We start from the raw sequence: 19,771 nt of genomic DNA on the forward strand, positions 1-19,771 counted from the left end.
CAATCTATTCAATTAAGGATATGCAAAGTTCAAGAAATAAAACTGTTTACTATATGAAAAATCTATTACTGTTATTAGGGCTACTGCTCGCGGTAGGGTATGCCAATGCGCAGGTGGGGATAGGTACCCCAATGCCAAATTCATCCTCACAACTCGATGTGATGGCTTCCGATAAAGGGATTCTTATCCCTAGAGTGGAACTGAATGGTTCAACCGATGCTACCGCTATCGCCAACGGCAATGTCAATAGCCTATTGGTCTTCAATACTGCAACTGTTGAAGATATTACGCCAGGTTTTTATTATTGGTATAATGATAGGTGGCTCAGGATGGTAAATTCAGGTGAGATAGAGGATGCTGTCGAACTCCCGGATAATATTGTGGTATATAACCCTGTCTCCAATGAGTTTATCTACCTAGACGGTGAGGGTAATACACAAGTTATAGACTTTGAAGAGATCGTCCGGATGAATGAGACTGTCACGACTTTGGCAGACAACGGAGACGGGACTTACACACATACCAGTGAAGACGGAACGGTAACAGTTGTAGACGTACCAGCCTCGGTGGTCAACCAGTTTGGGGATATCGTCAACAGCGGACCTGTAACCATCAACGGCGATACTTTTAATTCCATAGAAGAGTACATCGAGAATATCGTGGCACAGAATGAGACTGTCACGACCTTGGCGGATAACGGAGACGGGACTTACACACATACCAGTGAAGACGGAACGGTAACAGTTGTAGATGTACCAGCCTCGGTGGTCAACCAGTTTGGGGATATCGTCAACAGCGGACCTGTAACCATCAACGGCGATACTTTTAATTCCATAGAAGAGTACATCGAGAATATTGTGGCGCAGAATGAGACCATTACTGTTTTAGTTGACAATGGAGACGGAACCATTTCGTACGTTAATGAAGCAGGAACACAGGTTACAATAGACATGGCACAAGGTCCTCAGGGCGAACAAGGACCAGCAGGTGCAGATGGATCGAATGGTCTTTCAGCTTATGAGATCTGGATCAATGAAGGGAATACAGGTACAGAACAGGAGTTCTTGGATGGACTTCAAGGCGAGCAGGGAATCCAGGGCGAACAAGGACCAGTAGGAGCAGATGGCTCGAATGGTCTTTCTGCTTATGAGATCTGGATCAACGAAGGAAATACAGGCACAGAACAGGAGTTCTTGGATGGACTTCAAGGCGAGCAGGGAATCCAGGGCGAACAAGGACCAGCAGGTGCAGATGGCTCGAATGGTCTTTCAGCTTATGAGATATGGATCAACGAAGGGAATACAGGTACAGAACAGGAGTTCTTGGATGGACTTCAAGGCGAGCAGGGAATCCAGGGCGAAGAAGGACCAGCAGGTGCAGATGGCTCGAATGGTCTTTCGGCTTATGAGATATGGATCAACGAAGGGAATACAGGTACAGAACAGGAGTTCTTGGATGGGCTTCAAGGCGAGCAGGGAATCCAGGGCGAACAAGGACCAGCAGGAGCAGATGGAACAAATGGTCTTTCGGCTTTTGAGATCTGGATCAACGAAGGGAATACAGGTACAGAACAGGAGTTCTTGGATGGGCTTCAAGGCGAGCAGGGAATCCAGGGCGAACAAGGACCAGCGGGAGCAGATGGCTCGAATGGTCTTTCAGCTTATGAGATCTGGATCAACGAAGGAAATACAGGTACAGAGCAGGAGTTCTTGGATGGACTTCAAGGCGAGCAGGGAATCCAGGGCGAACAAGGACCAGCAGGAGCAGATGGAACAAATGGTCTTTCAGCTTACGAGATCTGGATCAACGAAGGAAATACAGGCACAGAACAAGAATTTATAGACTCTTTAGAAGGTGCACAAGGTCCTCAGGGTGAACAAGGAATCCAAGGTGAGCAGGGAATCCAAGGTGAACAAGGTCCAGCGGGTGCGGATGGAGCAGATGGCCTTTCTGCTTACGAAATCTGGATCAACGAGGGGAATACAGGAACCGAGCAGGAGTTTATAGACTCTTTAGAGGGAGCCCAAGGCGAGCAGGGAATTCAGGGTGAACAAGGTCCTCAGGGTGAGCAAGGAATCCAGGGTGAACAAGGACCAGCAGGTGCAGATGGCTCGAATGGTCTTTCAGCTTACGAGATCTGGATCAACGAAGGGAATACAGGCACGGAACAAGAATTTATAGACTCTTTAGAGGGAGCCCAAGGCGAACAGGGAATTCAGGGTGAGCAAGGAATCCAAGGTGTGCAAGGTATTCAAGGCGAACAAGGTCCAGCGGGTGCAGATGGGGCAGATGGCCTTTCCGCTTATGAGATCTGGATCAACGAAGGAAATACAGGAACCGAGCAGGAGTTTATAGACTCTTTAGAGGGAGCCCAAGGCGAACAGGGACCTCAAGGCGAGCAGGGGATTCAGGGTGAGCAAGGAATCCAGGGCGAACAAGGTCCAGCGGGTGCAGATGGCCTTTCTGCTTACGAAATCTGGATCAACGAAGGGAATACAGGCACAGAACAAGAATTTATAGACTCTTTAGAAGGTGCACAAGGTCCTCAGGGTGAACAAGGAATCCAAGGTGAGCAAGGCATTCAGGGTGAACAAGGACCAGCAGGTGCAGATGGCTCGAATGGTCTTTCAGCTTATGAGATCTGGATCAATGAAGGGAATACAGGCACAGAACAAGAATTTATAGACTCTTTAGAAGGTGCACAAGGTCCTCAGGGTGCACAAGGAATCCAAGGTGAGCAAGGCATTCAGGGTGAACAAGGACCAGCAGGTGCAGATGGCTCGAATGGCCTTTCGGCTTATGAGATCTGGATCAACGAAGGAAATACAGGTACAGAACAGGAATTTATAGACTCTCTAGAGGGGACCCAAGGCGAGCAGGGAATTCAGGGTGAGCAAGGAATCCAGGGCGAACAAGGTCCAGCGGGTGCAGATGGAGCAGATGGCCTTTCGGCTTATGAGATCTGGATCAACGAAGGAAATACAGGGACCGAGCAGGAGTTTATAGACTCTCTAGAGGGAGCCCAAGGCGAACAGGGTCCTCAGGGTGAACAAGGAATCCAAGGTGAACAAGGAGTCCAAGGTGAGCAAGGCATTCAAGGCGAACAAGGTCCAGCGGGTGCGGATGGAGCAGATGGCCTTTCTGCTTACGAAATCTGGATCAACGAAGGAAATACAGGAACCGAGCAGGAGTTTATAGACTCTCTAGAGGGGGCGCAAGGCGAACAGGGACCTCAAGGCGAACAGGGAATCCAAGGTGAACAAGGTCCTCAGGGTGAGCAAGGAATCCAGGGTGAACAAGGTCCAGCAGGTGCAGATGGAGCAGATGGTCTTTCCGCTTATGAGATCTGGATCAACGAAGGGAATACCGGAACGGAACAGGAATTTATAGACTCTCTAGAGGGAGCCCAAGGCGAACAGGGCCCTCAAGGCGAGCAGGGAATTCAGGGTGAACAGGGTCCTCAGGGCGAGCAAGGTATTCAAGGGGAGCAAGGACCAGCGGGTGCAGATGGAGCAGATGGACTTTCGGCTTACGAGATCTGGATCAACGAAGGAAATACAGGCACGGAACAAGAATTTATAGACTCTTTAGAAGGTGCACAAGGTCCTCAGGGCGAACAGGGCCCTCAAGGTGAACAAGGCGTCCAAGGCGAACAGGGAATCCAAGGTGAACAAGGCGTCCAAGGCGAACAGGGAATCCAAGGTGAGCAAGGTATTCAGGGCGAACAAGGTCCAGCGGGTGCAGATGGAGCAGATGGCCTTTCCGCTTACGAGATCTGGATCAACGAGGGGAATACAGGAACCGAGCAGGAGTTTATAGACTCTCTAGAGGGAGCCCAAGGCGAACAGGGCCCTCAAGGTGAGCAAGGTATTCAAGGGGAACAAGGTCCAGCGGGTGCGGATGGAGCAGATGGCCTTTCTGCTTACGAAATCTGGATCAACGAAGGAAATACAGGCACGGAACAAGAATTTATAGACTCTCTAGAGGGGGCTCAAGGCGAGCAGGGAATTCAGGGTGAACAAGGTCCTCAGGGTGAGCAAGGAATCCAGGGAGAGCAAGGTATCCAAGGTGAAGTAGGTCCTCAGGGTGAAGTAGGTCCCCAGGGCGAACAAGGTGTCCAAGGAGAAGTAGGCCCACAAGGTGAGCAAGGAATCCAGGGAGAGCAAGGTATCCAAGGTGAAGTAGGTCCTCAGGGAGAACAAGGTATCCAGGGTGAACAAGGTCCTCAAGGTATCCAAGGCGAACAGGGCCCTGCTGGTTTGGATGGATCGACTATAGTAACATCAGGAACGGATATCACTGTAACCGGAGATGGAACCCCAGGTGACCCTTATGTGATCAACTCCACTGCGGATTTTACCGAAACCAATACCGCATTGACGTTTGATGCCGATACGAATATTTTAACCTATACAAACGAGGATGCTGACAATGCTCCGATAGACTTGTCTACTCTTGCGGTGGAACCTTGGTTAAACCAAGCAGATGGAGAGAAGGCAACTGCCAATACCCAGGATATCTACCAAATGGGTAAGATCGGTATTGGTACCGATGATATGCTTGGTACAACCAACCCTGATGTAGTACTGGCAATAAACGGTGCTATGTTGACTACTACCTCGATTTATGCGGATTATGTATTTGAAGATTATTTTGAAGGAGTTTCAGAACTAAAATCAGATTATGTCTTCAAATCGTTGGGTGATGTGGAAAAATTCATCAACGAAAACCGTCATTTACCTGGCATTACCAAGATAGATGCATTGGTGAAAAACGAAAGGGGAGACTATATCATCAATGCTTCTGAGCTTTCTGTACAGGTACTGGAAAAAGTAGAGGAACTCTACCTGCATACTATAGAGCAGCAGCGCTTGCTGGAAGCCAGAGAAGCAGAGATCAGGGAATTACGTGAGCGGATCGAAAGACTGGAAAAACTGCTTCTGGGAAAAGAGTAAGCCTTGCTCGGTAGAGAACTTTTCCAAAGTTTGAAAACTTTGGAAAAGCTCGTCTCTCTGACGGGACAGATGGAATATTAAAGAAACGAACATTAGCCAAATCTTACGTCATGAAATACCATATCCTATGTCTATGGACCGTGTTTTTCCTGTTTGCGACTATTTCCCATGCCCAGACAAGAATTGGGACAACCACGCCTGGCGCAACGCTGGAAGTGGCGGGAAATCCTGCCAATACAAGCGCTATGGATGGAATAATACCCCCAAAAATAACGGGTAACCAACTGGCTGCAAAAACTTATACAGCCGCTCAGATAGGTGCTATTGTCTATGCAACCTCCGCACCGGATTCACAAACCGGGCAAGTGGTCAATGTAAATCAGGAAGGTGTATATGCCTTTAACGGTACTGAATGGGTAAAACTTGCAGCCACTACAGTGGGATTTATACCAACTGTGGTCGCTACTGGCAAAAGTGTTCCTTTTACAGAGTTTCAGCCTACAGGGACTGCGATGATATTGACCAACGAAGTATCCATGCGGACAGGTAGCGGATTGGACGGATCTGGTACTTTTACAGCAACTAATCCCGGCTTTTATCAAATCAATATTCATGCAGAATATAGATCCAATTTAGGTCAGAACATAACATTCTTTATTGGTAATTCTGCCTGTGCAGACGCATGTACTGACTCAAATGGAATTAGCTTAAACAACTATTTAACCCGGGGAGGGAGTGCTTTTTGGAACTCATTAAATGCCAGTGGGATCCTTTACCTCAATCCCGGTGAGTCCATAGGTCCTGTAATCCTTGCTAGAGGAGGAGGAGCTAGCTTTGATCCAGAGCATAGGGCAAGGAACTTCAATATTGTCATACAACATGTAGGTTTATAAAAAGGGAAAAGTAAGACCTTAGACTGTCAGGATGGGACAGAAGTAATGTCAAAAGGAAATAACCATCAATGAAATTGAATGTCATGAAAGATTATGTAAGGAAATATCATATGCTATGCCCATGGATAGTTTTTTTTCTGGCTACAGTGGTCTCCCATGCCCAAACGGGAATTGGAACCACCGACCCACATCCTTCTGCAGCCTTGGAACTTAGTTCCACCGATAAAGGACTGTTGATCCCAAGAATGACAGCCGCACAGCGTGATGCCATTCCGAATCCCGCAGCCGGACTGGAGGTTTATGTGACCAACCAACAGGCCAAGTATTATTTTGACGGCGTGAGTTGGGTGAGGTCTTATGAGACTAAATTCTCCTCCTCTTATCAAATCTATACTTTCGGAGATATGGAGACTGGGACGGGAGCAGATTCCCAGGGGGCTAAACAGATGGATGGATTGAGTATTATTTTCAGGGCCTCGGATGCGGATTATGCCGAGATAATGAATTCTCAGACAGTCAGGATTCTGGAAACGGGAACCTATGTTCTGGAGCTTACCGGAGTCATGAAAAGAATTGTTGCGGATGTCCAGTTCTCGGGCAGAACCATGCTGAGGAGAAATGGCGCAAACCTGAAGCTCTCCGACGCATCGATCGGGGCCTCCCCGGAAGGAGCTAGGAACAGTACAGGGATGGGAATTACAATGGTAGCGGATTTGGTGGCCGGCGACCTGCTCACTCTATGGTATAGGAAAACGGACGCTTCTGATGGCCATAATATCGGATTCCAAAACAATATGCTTACTATTAAAAGATAAATCGAAGATGAGAAGAAACTTACAATGTCTCTTATTGGTGTTATGGTTCAGTGTTTTGATGGCAAATGCACAGACAGGAATAGGAACTACCGTCCCGGACGCCTCCTCCGTACTTGATGTGGTATCTACTGACAAGGGCATACTGTACCCGCGGATGACTACTGCCCAAAGACTGGCTATTCCTGATCCCGCCGAAGGTTTGCAGGTATATGATCTGGATTTTCATTGCCTTATGCTGTATGCCGATGGACGTTGGGACTGCTTTCCCCGTCAGGAAGTGCTGACCTCACAAATGGTGGGCATTGTACGGTTTGATGCCATTCCCAATGCCGGAAGTGTAGCTACATCCGGGGGCAAAACGATCCTATACAATCCGAATGGTATCATCACGGACGGAGCCAACAGCCAAAGGCTACGAGTGACCAGACCGGGGAAATACGAAATCACGCTCCATTCCCGTATTCACAAACCTTCTGATCCAGGCGTAACCTGGCAATCCATAGGACTGTACTCCGAATCCGATCCGGAGAACTTCGTGGAAGGTTTTATCGATATTCCTTTCAGCTACCCCGGAGACAACAATACAATGGCCAAGGGAATCATAGACATCAGCAATGGGGAGGAATTTGTGTTCCGCTATACCCGTCAGGCTACTACCATTTCACACGGTGTTTATAACCCATTTGTCATTATAAAAGTAATCGAATAAAACATGCAAATACAACGTCATTTAATGAATACCCCTCCTTATTTAAAGTTGGTCTTTGCTACAGCCTTTTTCTGGGGGTTGTCTCTTTTGGGAATTACCGTATCTGCGCAGCAGACAGGAATCCGTACCCATACGCCTCATCCTTCAGCGGTATTGGATCTACAGTCCACGGATAAGGGAGTATTGTCCCCCAGACTTTCCACCGCTCAGAAAGATGCCATAGTTGATCCTGCGGAAGGATTGGTGGTATATGATACAGACCTGAAGGCCTATACTTTTTTTGATGGGACACAGTGGGTGCTTCCGGAAGTGGATTATACTTTCCCGGACAGGGTCTATACCATTGTGGGATATCCCTATATCGAAACCCGCACCGATGGAGGAACCGCCAATGTGGAGACTAATCTCAAATTTCAGCAGGTAACGGTAAGTCCGGCTTCGATTGTAAAAGAGTCGGGACACGATATACTGAGCCTGTCGGGAAACAGGATAGTATTCAATCAGGCGGGGAGATACTTGATAAGAGTCAGTGGTGATTTTTTCAAAATTACGCCGGCTTATTCCCAAAATGTGAAAGGAAGGATCATCATCGGTTTGCAAGAAAACACTGCCCAACTGATCAATACGTTTTTTCACCTGCCCAGTGTCGGCAGTGCCCGCTCTTCCAGGGTCAATGTGACCGTAGTGGATATGGAAGTGGGGAGTACACTATATCTGCTGGTGAAAAAAGACCGGTTTGAAGATGATCCCAATATCGCTGAGGCCCGGGCTGCTTGGGACGAAATGCTGCTTGAAATAGAACTGTTGCCGTAAGTACGGTTGTAGGTGATCGATCCATCGAAGTTGGCTTTGTTGGTTGTAAGAAAATAGATAAATGAAGGAAAAATGAAAAAGAAAAGTATTGTCTGGCTTTCCGATAGGCAGGGAGTTGTCAAGTCCCTTTCCCTTCCGGATTCCATTTTCGAAACCTTGGGGGTTTATCGGTTTGAAGAAGAAAGTATCCAGGAAATATGGAGAAACCTTATGCTTAGACCTGATGTCGTCTTTTTTGACGAGCATAAAAATAGGGATAAGTTTGCCAAAAAAGTCAATGAAATGGACGGTGATACATCCTTGTTCTTTTTGTATCAAAAAGAAATCAACCTTTCAGTCTACTTTAAGAATACCTATCATCCAACCTTTGTCAAGATCTCAGGACTTATATAATATGGCGAAACAATGCATATACAGACCATTACCATTTTAAATCAAATAGATAATTTACTCAGATATGGATTTTTATTGATATAGATAAACAGTTCTATCAAATTTCCATTTAAACTTAACACTTATTAAATAAGGATGAAAAATGTACTCTCTAGCATTGTTATATTGCTTGTCTGCAATATAGCATCAGCCCAGGTCGGCATAAATACCACGGAGCCAAAAGCAACACTTGATGTCACAGCAAAAATGACTGACGGGAGCAGTGCTGAAGGTGTTCTTCTACCCAGACTTACAGGTGACCAGATACAATCAGCGGATGCTGTGTACGGTACCGAGCAAATAGGGACTTTAATCTATGCTACGGAGGCAGTAACTGTGGCCAGTACAAAAACAGCTAATATTACGGCGGCAGGGTATTATTTTTTTGATGGAATCATCTGGCAGAAAGTAGGCAATGATGCCTTCAATTATACAGCGGGAAACGGGCTTACTTTAAACGGTACGGAAACGGAGTTAGGGGGGACGCTCAATAAGGGTACTATTGTAGCACAGGGGGATTTTCCCCTTGCCTTTACTTCATCAGCCATCAACGGCTTTTCTGTTGACGGTACCACATTGTCAGTTGATGCTGCCAACAACAGAGTGGGTATCGGAACCACAACTCCGACAGCACAATTGGATATAAACGGACAGGTGAAGATTACTGACGGGACCGAAGAAGCTGGAAAGGTATTGACTTCCGATGCGGTTGGTGCGGCAAGCTGGCAGAATCCACTGGCCGGTTCAATGATTGAAGGAACTATAGGGAATCTAGTCAACGTTTCATCTTCTGCTGCAACGCACACCTATTCAGGCGGATCTATAACTTTTCCCAGAGCGGGTACCTACATGGTTTATGCCAGGTGGAGAATGTTATCGCCTTCGACAAGCCATCCCAGTGGCACACATGCTTTTGTCAACACTGCCTTGTCAACCAGCACTTCAAGTAATACCCAAGCCGGTATGGCGGCTCAATGGGTATTTGTCACCAATGGATCACAAAATACCATTCCTGGATTTAGAGTTACAGTTACAAGTGGACAAACTCTCTATTTTTGGTTTCATACAGGCTTTTTCACTGGAGACCTTGATTTTAGGGAAACATATGCTGTCGGGCCGTTTTAAATCAATAGTGTCAATATTGAATAATTTAAAAGTGACATTTTATCAGGTTTGGATTATTATGAAAACCATAAATGGTTCTGTCAAATTTCCATTTAAACTTAACACTTATTAAATAACGATGAAAAAAGTACTCTCTAGCATTGTTCTATTGCTTGTCTGCAATATAGCATCAGCCCAGGTCGGCATAAATACCACGGAGCCAAAAGCAACACTTGATGTCACAGCAAAAATGACTGACGGGAGCAGTGCTGAAGGTGTTCTTCTACCCAGACTTACAGGTGACCAGATACAATCAGCGGATGCTGTGTACGGTCCAGACCAGATAGGGGCTTTAATTTATGCTACGGAGGCAGTAACTGTGGCCAGTACAAAAACAGCTAATATTACGGCGGCAGGATATTATTTTTTTGATGGAATCATCTGGCAGAAAGTAGGCAATGATGCCTTCAATTATACAGCGGGAAACGGACTTACTTTAAACGGTACGGAAACGGAGTTGGGGGGTACGCTCAATAAGGGTACTATTGTAGCGCAGGGGGATTTTCCGCTTGCCTTTACTTCTTCAGCCACCAACGGCTTTTCTGTTGACGGTACCACATTGTCAGTAGATGCTGCAAACCACCGTGTGGGTATAGGTACGGCATCCCCTACGGTTCCCTTGGAAATCAACAACGGTACAACAGCAGGAGCCCTTAAGATTGTGGACGGAACACAGGGATTTGGCAAAGTCTTGGGCAGTGATGCTGATGGTGTAGCTACCTGGTCCACCACGGTGATGACTGCATTTGCCGATGATTGGACTCCGGCTGCAGGAACTCTTGTAAATCCTTTTGGAGGTGGTGCCGGAGGAGCAAATTTAAATACGGGACTGACTGTGGTCATTCCTGAAAAAGGATGGTATTTTTTTCGTTGCGGTCTTACAATTCGGTCAGGATGCAATGATTATTGGTTTTATATCAATGGAATTGGTGAAGTTTGGAGAGGATATTGTAATGTCTCAGATATCCAAATGATGTCTCCCCGGGATCAGAGTCGGGTACTTTATTTCGCAACTCCGGGGACATACACTGTTTTTGCCGGGAAAACTAACCCAGTTGTTCCTGACTTTAACATAGGAAACCCGGCATTTTATCTTGATTTTGTGAAGTTCCAAAACTAGCAGACGAAGAAGGGGGTTAAGCAGGGTCAAGATTCAAATATGGCAGGTATTCATACTTTGTGACTTAATGCCTCACTCTGTGGGAAAACCCCTCGCCTTTAAGCGAAGACTTTAGTGTTTTTTTCTTGGTGAACTTGGTGGTAAAAATTATAACCACAAAGATCACCAAGTTTTTCACAAACACTAAGTCTCGGATGCACCTTAGCTGCCTTTAGGCGAAACCAAACCTATCGGTCTTTAGCCGATAGTAGTTTAGTTACATTCTTGTACACATATGGGAAATAAGTAGAGAATTTTTCCACAATGGTGATGGTAGTTTTCAAAAACAGTCATCAAGTGTAGGTGTATGAAAGTCCGGTCCTTTGTGAAATATTTCGAAAAGAGCTTCAAAACATGTTAACCCATTGGTTTCCCCTACGAAAGGAGGTACTCTTGAACTCTAAAAAACAACCCTAAAAAATATTAGAAGACTTTATTTTAATTTTCTTTATTTAGTCAGATGACAGTAATAATTATATGAAAAATTTACTGGATTTTTTAGAGTTAATTCATATATTTTAATTTCTATTAAATTAAATTTTGTCAATAACAATGAAAGTTTACACACCCCCAATACCTGAAAAGGAGTTTGAAAGAGTACTACAATTAAGCGAATATGATTTGGATTATACTGAGCTCGACCAGCAGTTTAAAGACCTGACCAAGCTTGCGGCAAGAGTAGCAGGGACAGATATTTCTTTGGTGAATTTGATCGACTCTTTTACCCAATGGTCAGTTTCTGCCTATGGTTTTCCCACCTCCCAGACACCGAGAGAGGAAAGTGTATGCCAATATACCATAATGGGAAATGACCACTTTGAGATTATGGATTTGTCTGCAGATGAAAGGTTTTTGGATAAAATATTTGTAAAGGAAGATCCAAAGTTAAGATACTATATGGGAATTCCCCTGACTACGGCTGAAGGGAATAATTTAGGTGCACTCTGTGTAGTGGATACAGAGATAAGGAGCCTATCCCAAGAGAAAATCGAAATGTTGAAAATCATTGCCGATGAGATTGTCAACAGATTAAAAATCCTAAAGGCTGTCCATGATCTCAAGGGAAGGATGTTGGAGATCAAAGAAAACCAAAAAAAGGTAGCCCATGATATCAGGGGGCCGATTGGAGGGATCATAGGCTTAGCCAAAGTGATCCAAGACCAAGGCAAGCAAAACCAGTTGGAAGAGGTGCTTGAATTTATCAGTTTGATACAAAGAAGTGGTACGTCAGTATTGGAGTTGGCTGATGAGATTCTTTCCCAAGACTATGCTAAGCCTGAAAAGGAGAAAATAGCAATCAACCATGCCGTTGAATTCAGCCTTGAGACACTCAAAGAAAAATTGCTTGACATGTACAGTGTCCAAGCTGTTCAAAAAAATGTAAAGTTCTCAGTTTCCAATAAGGATGGAAAAGACCATGTACCTTTTCCAAAGAACAAACTTCTTCAGATAGTAGGCAATTTGGTATCCAATGCCATCAAGTTTACTCCCGAAAAAGGCTTTGTAAATGTCACGTTGGATTTGGCGGTGTCGGAAAATTCCAAAAATTTGGTGATGGTAGTTGAGGACTCAGGTGTAGGGATTTCAGTAGAAAAAATCAATGAGATCTTGCGGGGAGCTGCAAATTCTACTTTGGGTACCGGAGGGGAAAAAGGTTTTGGCTTTGGGCTGACCTTGGTAAAACACTTGATAGATAAAATCAACGGAACTATTGCTATAGATTCCTCAAAACTTGGTACAAAATTTACGGTAACCTTACCTGTTTGAGAAAGAACACACCCAAGTCAATCTGAAATTGAAAAAGGAGATCAGTCAATGATCTCCTTTAATCCCCTTTTCTGGTTATTCACTGGATTTGCATACATTGCCAAAAAACTCTTGACAGCCATTGGGTCGTTGGTGTCTACCCCTTTTCTGAATCTTTTTTCAAATACTTCCTTTTCATGTTCGGTGTACATGCTTTGGTATTCATTGTCACCAAACAGCAAGTCATGGGCAATGTAATTTGTAGGCCAGAGTTTGTATCCTGACAGAATATTTCTGTCTACCAAGTCAGCTATAGCTTGGAATTGCCTGTTTGGGTTGCTTTCTTCAGCCCCAATATTTTCAATTTCCTCATTGAGGATATTTCCTACGTGGATATGGATCCTTTTTTTCTGTCCCATGATCCCATTCAGTAGTGTGAAAAAGTCTTCATTTTCCCCTTTGACATAAATCTCAGACTTTGCTTTTGCCAAAAGTTCGGGCATTTTCAAGACATCTGTTGGATCGTATTCATAGGAAATAGATATGGGTACAATGTTGAGGCTTTTGAAGTAGTCAATGATATTCTCTTCTTCAGAAGCCATAGAGATCATTTTGAGTACCCCTTTATGGGTCTCGTCATTTCCATCCTTGGTTCTTCCCTCTCTTTGTGCAATCCATACAGATCTGTTTTCTCTCAACAAGGCATTTTTGATGAAGGCAGAAGTCACTTTGGAGCTTTCCAAAAGTTCCCTTGCCGGCAAGCCTCTCTTAATGGTAAAATTTCTCGTCATCCTCGACAATGAATTGAGAAAAGGTTTTTTTACCAAATTATCCCCAATGGCTGTAGTAGTCATGGAAAGGCCATTCTCGTACAAGCTCGCGTTGAATAGGGAGGTGTCTAGAATGATGTCTCTGTGATTGGAAATAAACAGGTACGATTGGTTCTTCTCCAGTTTGTCAAATCCGGAAGTACTGAGCCCTTCAGAGCTTTTTTCCAATACTTTTTGAACTGCCGGGTAAATAAAGTTGATCTGAAAATCCCTGATTGAATGGCAATGCAGCATCAGGTCTTTCCAATATTCGTCAGATGCATCTGGAAAAGTAAAATTCATCATAGCCTTCAACATGGGATGATGGATGATCTCCTTGATGGCATCATTCACTTCCGTATCATAAAAAGGTCTAATATCTTCAAAAGGTGACATGCTTATCTAATTAGTGCAATGCAAATAAACAAAAAAATGATGAAACAGATGGTTTTAATAAATGTGTAAAATGAAATTGGAGCAGGAAATCTGAGAAAGTTTTAAAGTACTATTTCCCATAATATAGAAAAGAGGCTGTATCATAAGGAGTAAAGCCATCATTTCATAAATGTAAATTCTGTGTATCCATCACGTAATAAAACAAGAAGGGAGAAAGTTATGCCTTTCTCCCTTCTCTTTGTCTCGTCCTGAAAATACTTGACACTTTTTGTAATCACAATCGTCATTTGAACTCGACCCTAAATATATCGCCGAACTTGTCTTCCGTCAGGAAGAGGCTTTTATCTATTTATATCGCGAAGCTTATATCGATTCTTTTGTCTTGCATCTTGTTTCTATGTCTCGTCCTGAATTTACTTGACACTTTTTTTATTGTTTTTCTTTTCATCATCTTAAAAGCCTCTTAGTCCAAGTAAAGAGACCTCTCCTGCCGTCGAGGTGACTTAGTGGTCATTTCGAATTTATCTCACGATAGGGAGACAGTAGAGAGAAATCTCGAACTGAAATCAAGACATCCTTTTCATGTTTCACATACTTGTCCATTGTCACGTACTGACTTTACTTGACACTTTTTTCTAGTGATTAGAGAAGTTCAACCCTGCCTGACGTCAGGCAGGCCCATTCGGGGTTAATACCCCTTTTCTTCTCTCGATTCTCACTTGTATCTTGTTTCTCGTCTCTTGTCTCTCGCTTCTTGTTTCTATGTCTCGTCTTGAAAATACTTGACACTTTTTGTAATCACAATCGTCATTTGAACTCGACCCTAAATATATCGCCGAACTTGTCTTCCGTCAGGAAGAGGCTTTTATCTATTTATATCGCGAAGCTTATATCGATTCTTTTGTCTTGTATCTCTGTCTCTCGCTTCTCGTCTCACGCTTCTCTCTCTCAAGTCTTTGTCTCTAAGATTCTACGCAACACAATATAAGGTGAGCCAATCCCAAATATCAATTTTGGGATTGGCTCTTTTTATTCTGGTTTCAAATAATTACTTGATGATCAGTCGCTCCAATGAAGTACTTCCAAATCCATCGGTAATGATGATCAGGTATATCCCTTTAGCCAATGTGCTAACATCAAACTGAACAAGTTTTTCATCAGAAAGCCTTGATTGGATCAAAACTCCGCTCGCAGTTCTCAGTTCAATGTTTTGTAAGCCCTCCATTTTTTTCAATTCAATGAATACAAATTTGTTTGCTGGATTTGGAAATACTTTGACCTTGTTTTGGTTCCCTTTTACCGGGAAGGAAAACGGTTCGGATTCCGCAGAGCATCCATTGGCATCTGTGACAAGCACGGTGTAGATACCAGCTCCATTGATTCTGGATTCATTCGATGTAGTGTTAGGGATCAGCACGCCATTTTTGAACCATTGGTAAGATTGCCCTCCTTCGTAGGTGAACAGCTTCCCTTTGTCAAATGCGATGATTGGTATTGGCAAGACTTTGATGCCGATCGATACCGCCTCTGTCGCTATAGGGTCACATACATTGGAATCCAAAATTGCCCTGACCATAGAACTCTCTACAAGGTTTTCCAGCTCAATGCTGGTCAGTTCTGCAGATCCATCTATTCCTGTCCAAGTATAGCCTTCATCTGTAGATATTTCCCAACCTACCACGCTGTCATAGTTTCCACCGCTTAGCTCGAAAGTGACATTGTTGCTTCCTGCGCATACTTCAGATTCTGAAGCGATGACCATAGCAGATTCAATATCGCATTTTAAGGTAAATCGGGTTTTGACAGGAAGGTGGTCAGAAGTTGTGTTGTCATAATTTGGTATCAAATCATATGGAGCCACAATCCTTTCGGAATTCACAATCCAATTGTTGTTGAGTTCATTTGAGATAATCTGATGATCGATTACATTTTCGAATGAAGGGTATGTTCTTAATCCTGCATTGCTCAAGCTGATCGTGATAGGGGTGTAGCTTGCCGAATCATTGATGTAATTGATAAATGACGTCTCCGATGTATTGACCGTTGCTGCATTCTGATCAGCAACAGTTTCATCCAGATCATCATTGAAATCCCCCAAAAGAATCAATGGTACATCAGGGTAATAGGTGTCAAGGGAATCTTTCAATACATTGACATCATACCTTCTCATGGCATATCTAGGATTGGCAGCGCTTTCTCCACCACCGTTGGATCTTGTATGGACATTGACCAAATTGATGTTTTGTTGTACACCATTGATATTGGTTCGTACTTCAAACAAATATGGAAGTCTGCCACTTGCCCAGAACCTGTCAGCACCTGAAGGGTAATTCACCAAATCAGCTGGGTTCACATCTTTCAGTAGTACTCTTGTCGTCACGGAATCCACCGTGGCTGTTTTGTATAGATAAGTGAGCTTTTGTGCTTCACTGAAATCACCTGCTTGGGATACTGCTGGTGAATGGAAACCTCTATAGCCAGGGAGTGCATCTACCAATTCGTAGAATTTGTCTAGGTTTGTGATCTCTTGGAAAGCATAGACATCGGCATCCAAATCTTCGATGACGGTTTTTACATTTTGTAGCTGAAGATCCACATTTGTAGGTCCCTGTCCCGAATTGGAAGATCCAAACCATTCGATATTCCAATTGACAACATCGAAAGTCTTGTCTTTTTCTATTGTTGCACCTGTGAGGTAGCCTTTGGATTCTGTGATGTCTCCATTTTCGCTTTCGAACTTGATTGGGCTTGCAAAAGCCCCTTCCTGATTTGGTCTGAACCTAATTGTGACTGTATTCAGATTTGCCAATTCGGCTGGAGTGTATGTCAAAATACTTGCGTAATCAGCTCCGTTTTTAGAAAATTCAAATGCCTCGGTCGCTGAAATCGTCAGATTATCCACTGCATTTGAAAGACTGAAATTGAATGTCTTGGTAACTGCTGACGGTGTATTGACAGGAGTAATCCCAAAATGGAAATAGTCCACATTTCCAAGACTGTTGGAGAAGAAAGGAGATGCCGGAATATCAGAACTGAACAGTTCAAAATCATCCAAAGTCCATCTTGCTGCCCCTGTTTCTGGAGATGAATAGTATACAAATGCAATTCTGATACTTTGGTCCAAATAAGTTGAAAGATCAATTTCCCCAGAGTATGTCCACTGATCGGCATTTGCAAACCTATCGCTCAATTCCGTCCATGTTGCTGTATTAGGATCTCCACTTTCGTAATCTGTAGAAACCATCAATTTCAATCTTGGGCCTTGGAATGCTACCCTGCTCCAGAAGGACATCAATGGGATGTTGAAGCCGCTCAAATCAAAGCTTGGAGTGATTACCCAGTCTTCATTGAGGACAGCCCCACCGGCAAAGCCATTGATCTGCAAGCCTGATGGCGCAGATGCAGTAGGTGTCGTACCTGCCCTGCCAAAAGTTGTACATGCCCATACCTGATCTCCCAATACGCTTATTGCAGACCAGCCTGAAGGGAGGTTTGGACAGGATGCATTGAAATCTTCGGAGATATTGAATGGATCAAAAACCGAAGCTGAGACAGGCAGGGAAACTGGCAATGTTCCAGTTGTCTGCTGTATGATTGAGCTACTGAATACACCTTCTGTGCTGTTGTCGATTTTCACAGAAATTGTTTGGCTAGAAGCCAATTCAGCGAGTGAGTAAACTATGGAATTTGTGAAGTTTATCCCGTCTTTGGAAACACTGAACGGTGAAGTACTGCTCACAGTGACATCCCCCTCCAAATTAGATCCAGACAACTCGTATGTTAGGACAGGTGATTCATCCGCCAAGCTTACAATGCCAAAATCAAGCGAGCTAGGATCGACTGTCAATGTTGGGATGATTACCCCGGCTGCATCTTTGACAACTCCAGAGAATGCAACAGGGAGCGATCCTTCGGAAGAGAAGTAATTGGTAACCCTTAGTGTTCCCCCGGCTGCTACAGTGCCACCATTGGCTGATATATCACTGGTGGAGATTATCCTGAATTCAACTTCGCCTGACAAGTTTTGCAGTCCTGACAAATCTATCACCTGATTTACAAAAGTACCTGTATGTGTCCATTCTGCCAATCTAGCCGTAAATCCATCCCCGCTGTATACCAATGCCAGATCCCTAGGACCTGTATTGGAAGAGGTAGAACCCAACTGGAGTGCGGAGAGATCGATTAATTTGTCTGGAGCTACCGTGAACCCAAAAGTAAAGTATCTGTTTTCCCCTGCATTCCAACCGTTGGAGCTGATGGAGTTGACAGCAGCAGCTGGGTTGATTCCAGATCCACGAGCAAAATCACTGGCAAGAACCCCAGAGGTGAGTGTGTTTCCTTCCGTGAAAGCCTGATTGCCCGGTTGTCCTGTGAAATCCCAATTGACAAATTCTATGGGGTCTAGACTTACTGGAACACTGATGTCTAAGGCTGTCAGTCCAATCTGACGGCTTCCACCACCGGCATTGAATCCCCGGTCGGAAGACCAAGAAATATTCACCAACTCATTTGGAAGGATATTCAGCCCATCTATAAGTGCGATAACAGGTTTGTCGATTCCATCGGAAGTACTGTAGGCAAGATCAGGGATTTCAATGCCATTTACAGATACCGTCCATTCAGGGAATCTTGTTTGGTCTACTCTGCCCACTTTTCCTTCATAGGAGATTTCCAATTCATTGATTGTAGAACCAGTCGTGTTTTCCAGAGTCAATGTCGCTTCTATTACCCCGGAGGTACCGGTATGCTGATAACCCAATACATCACCCCCTCTAAAACCACCTGCTGTTCCTGTACCAAAAGCACCATTATAATTCAAAACTGAACCTGAAAAAGACCATTCCCCATTTGAGCCGAAGCTGGATACAGGATTGCTTAGGTTCACAAATTGCGCAAAATCTTGGTTGTATGGTATGCTGCCAGCAGGTGCTTGTGGAAGTGAAATGGTAAATGCGGCAGTTGCTACCTCACTTACATTGAAGCCATCTTTGAAAGCGATTGCAGAGATCGTTGTCGTTTCTTCGATTTGGATAGGGGAGATATATTGTGTACTTCCCAGATTTGGAACACTTCCATCCAGCGTGTAATAAATTGTCGCTCCATCAGTGTCTGTAACCAAAGTGACTGATTGTGCTTCCTCAAATGATCCGCCATTTGGGCTGATCGATGGTGTAGCTGTAGTTGGAAGTGGTTCGGAGGAAGATTCATTTCCACTGATAAAAATTTCATCAATCGCACTGGTGCCTGTATTGGCAATGGGGCTTCCATTTACAGCAATGCCAGAAACCAGCAATGATCTAATATAGACCAAAGGTGAATTGTCCAATACTGATGGCAACGCTAAGCTGTTCAAAACTCCGGAAGTGAAGTTGTTGGCTACCGTGATTGTACCAGAAGGTATATCTGACCAAGAGGAACCGTCTGTGCTATATTGCAGTTGGAAATCCCTTGGCCCTGTATTTGAGCTCCTTTGTTTCAAGGAGACGGTAAGGTTTTCAAACCCAATGGTGTTGACTGGGATTATCCAGGCTTTTTCAGGTTCTGATCCAGCCCAGGCACTTGATGTGATTGCTCTTCCGGGTGACCCAGCAATATATCCTGTGATATTTGCTCCGGTTACGGAGATTTGTTGTACACCGACATTGTTGGTGTTGCCTTGGTCAGCAAGTGGAGACTCTTCTCCTGTTACAGTACCAAATGTCCAGCCTGCTATCGTGGCTGTTTGGGCATAAAGCTCAAACATTCCCATAAATAACCAGACGAGCAATAGTGTTTTGTGTAGAGATTTTTTCATGTAAAAGGGTTTTAAGAATTGACTTCTTTTGGATTAGACAGTATAAATGCTTTTAAAATTAGCGAATTCAATTTAAAATGTTTTGA

The 19,771-nt window shown here is 44.2% G+C and carries 11 protein-coding genes; 9 read left to right on the forward strand and 2 right to left on the reverse strand.

From position 1 onward, the window contains the following. Positions 1–53 precede the first annotated feature (53 nt). From ACFSKL_RS10945 to ACFSKL_RS10985, 9 genes are all read left to right on the forward strand, one after another. Positions 54–4,955, forward strand: coding sequence for a collagen-like domain-containing protein (locus ACFSKL_RS10945; protein ID WP_376886191.1), 4,902 nt, complete (start codon positions 54–56; stop codon positions 4,953–4,955). 110 nt (positions 4,956–5,065) lie between these two features. Then, positions 5,066–5,848 carry a hypothetical protein gene (locus ACFSKL_RS10950; protein ID WP_376886193.1) on the forward strand — a complete coding sequence of 261 codons (783 nt, stop codon included), beginning with the start codon at positions 5,066–5,068 and terminating at the stop codon, positions 5,846–5,848. An 83-nt stretch (positions 5,849–5,931) separates the two neighbouring features. Further along, the gene (locus ACFSKL_RS10955; RefSeq protein ID WP_376886195.1) at positions 5,932–6,663 is read left to right on the forward strand and encodes a hypothetical protein; all 732 of its coding nucleotides are present in this window, start codon (positions 5,932–5,934) and stop codon (positions 6,661–6,663) included. A gap of 7 nt (positions 6,664–6,670) precedes the next feature. Further along, positions 6,671–7,372 carry a hypothetical protein gene (locus tag ACFSKL_RS10960; protein WP_376886198.1) on the forward strand — a complete coding sequence of 234 codons (702 nt, stop codon included), beginning with the start codon at positions 6,671–6,673 and terminating at the stop codon, positions 7,370–7,372. Positions 7,373–7,375: 3 nt separating this feature from the next. Next, complete coding sequence (locus tag ACFSKL_RS10965; protein WP_376886201.1) at positions 7,376–8,185, forward strand: hypothetical protein; 810 nt, start codon at positions 7,376–7,378, stop codon at positions 8,183–8,185. A 72-nt stretch (positions 8,186–8,257) separates the two neighbouring features. Beyond that, a complete protein-coding gene (locus tag ACFSKL_RS10970) occupies positions 8,258–8,578 on the forward strand; it encodes a hypothetical protein (protein ID WP_376886202.1) in 321 nt (106 codons plus the stop codon). Between the two features lie 135 nt (positions 8,579–8,713). Further along, positions 8,714–9,742 carry a hypothetical protein gene (locus ACFSKL_RS10975; protein WP_376886203.1) on the forward strand — a complete coding sequence of 343 codons (1,029 nt, stop codon included), beginning with the start codon at positions 8,714–8,716 and terminating at the stop codon, positions 9,740–9,742. A gap of 118 nt (positions 9,743–9,860) precedes the next feature. Next, entirely contained in the window at positions 9,861–10,901 is a 1,041-nt protein-coding gene (locus ACFSKL_RS10980) for a hypothetical protein (RefSeq protein ID WP_376886205.1), read from the forward strand. A 591-nt stretch (positions 10,902–11,492) separates the two neighbouring features. Continuing rightward, positions 11,493–12,707, forward strand: a complete 1,215-nt coding sequence (locus tag ACFSKL_RS10985) for a sensor histidine kinase (protein WP_376886207.1) — start codon at positions 11,493–11,495, stop codon at positions 12,705–12,707. A gap of 41 nt (positions 12,708–12,748) precedes the next feature. Here the strand turns inward: ACFSKL_RS10985 and ACFSKL_RS10990 are convergent, their stop codons facing one another. Together ACFSKL_RS10990 and ACFSKL_RS10995 are read right to left on the reverse strand one after the other, a co-directional pair. After that, the gene (locus ACFSKL_RS10990; RefSeq protein WP_376886209.1) at positions 12,749–13,891 is read right to left on the reverse strand and encodes a 1-acyl-sn-glycerol-3-phosphate acyltransferase; all 1,143 of its coding nucleotides are present in this window, start codon (positions 13,889–13,891) and stop codon (positions 12,749–12,751) included. A gap of 1,048 nt (positions 13,892–14,939) precedes the next feature. Continuing rightward, positions 14,940–19,685: a chitobiase/beta-hexosaminidase C-terminal domain-containing protein gene (locus ACFSKL_RS10995; RefSeq protein ID WP_376886212.1), complete on the reverse strand. Its 4,746-nt coding sequence runs from the start codon at positions 19,683–19,685 to the stop codon at positions 14,940–14,942. Between the last annotated feature and the right edge of the window lie 86 nt (positions 19,686–19,771).

It is taken from the genome of Belliella marina (genome assembly GCF_042682445.1).
GTDB lineage: Bacteria > Bacteroidota > Bacteroidia > Cytophagales > Cyclobacteriaceae > Belliella > Belliella marina.

What these genes read in the sequence shown, in the direction of transcription:
- ACFSKL_RS10945 (WP_376886191.1), top strand. Translation starts at nt 54, where the DNA reads ATGAAAAATCTATTACTGTTATTAGGGCTACTGCTCGCGGTAGGGTAT.
- ACFSKL_RS10950 (WP_376886193.1), top strand. Translation starts at nt 5,066, where the DNA reads ATGAAATACCATATCCTATGTCTATGGACCGTGTTTTTCCTGTTTGCG.
- ACFSKL_RS10955 (WP_376886195.1), top strand. Translation starts at nt 5,932, where the DNA reads ATGAAAGATTATGTAAGGAAATATCATATGCTATGCCCATGGATAGTT.
- ACFSKL_RS10960 (WP_376886198.1), top strand. Translation starts at nt 6,671, where the DNA reads ATGAGAAGAAACTTACAATGTCTCTTATTGGTGTTATGGTTCAGTGTT.
- ACFSKL_RS10965 (WP_376886201.1), top strand. Translation starts at nt 7,376, where the DNA reads ATGCAAATACAACGTCATTTAATGAATACCCCTCCTTATTTAAAGTTG.
- ACFSKL_RS10970 (WP_376886202.1), top strand. Translation starts at nt 8,258, where the DNA reads ATGAAAAAGAAAAGTATTGTCTGGCTTTCCGATAGGCAGGGAGTTGTC.
- ACFSKL_RS10975 (WP_376886203.1), top strand. Translation starts at nt 8,714, where the DNA reads ATGAAAAATGTACTCTCTAGCATTGTTATATTGCTTGTCTGCAATATA.
- ACFSKL_RS10980 (WP_376886205.1), top strand. Translation starts at nt 9,861, where the DNA reads ATGAAAAAAGTACTCTCTAGCATTGTTCTATTGCTTGTCTGCAATATA.
- ACFSKL_RS10985 (WP_376886207.1), top strand. Translation starts at nt 11,493, where the DNA reads ATGAAAGTTTACACACCCCCAATACCTGAAAAGGAGTTTGAAAGAGTA.
- ACFSKL_RS10990 (WP_376886209.1), bottom strand. Translation starts at nt 13,891, where the DNA reads ATGTCACCTTTTGAAGATATTAGACCTTTTTATGATACGGAAGTGAAT.
- ACFSKL_RS10995 (WP_376886212.1), bottom strand. Translation starts at nt 19,685, where the DNA reads ATGAAAAAATCTCTACACAAAACACTATTGCTCGTCTGGTTATTTATG.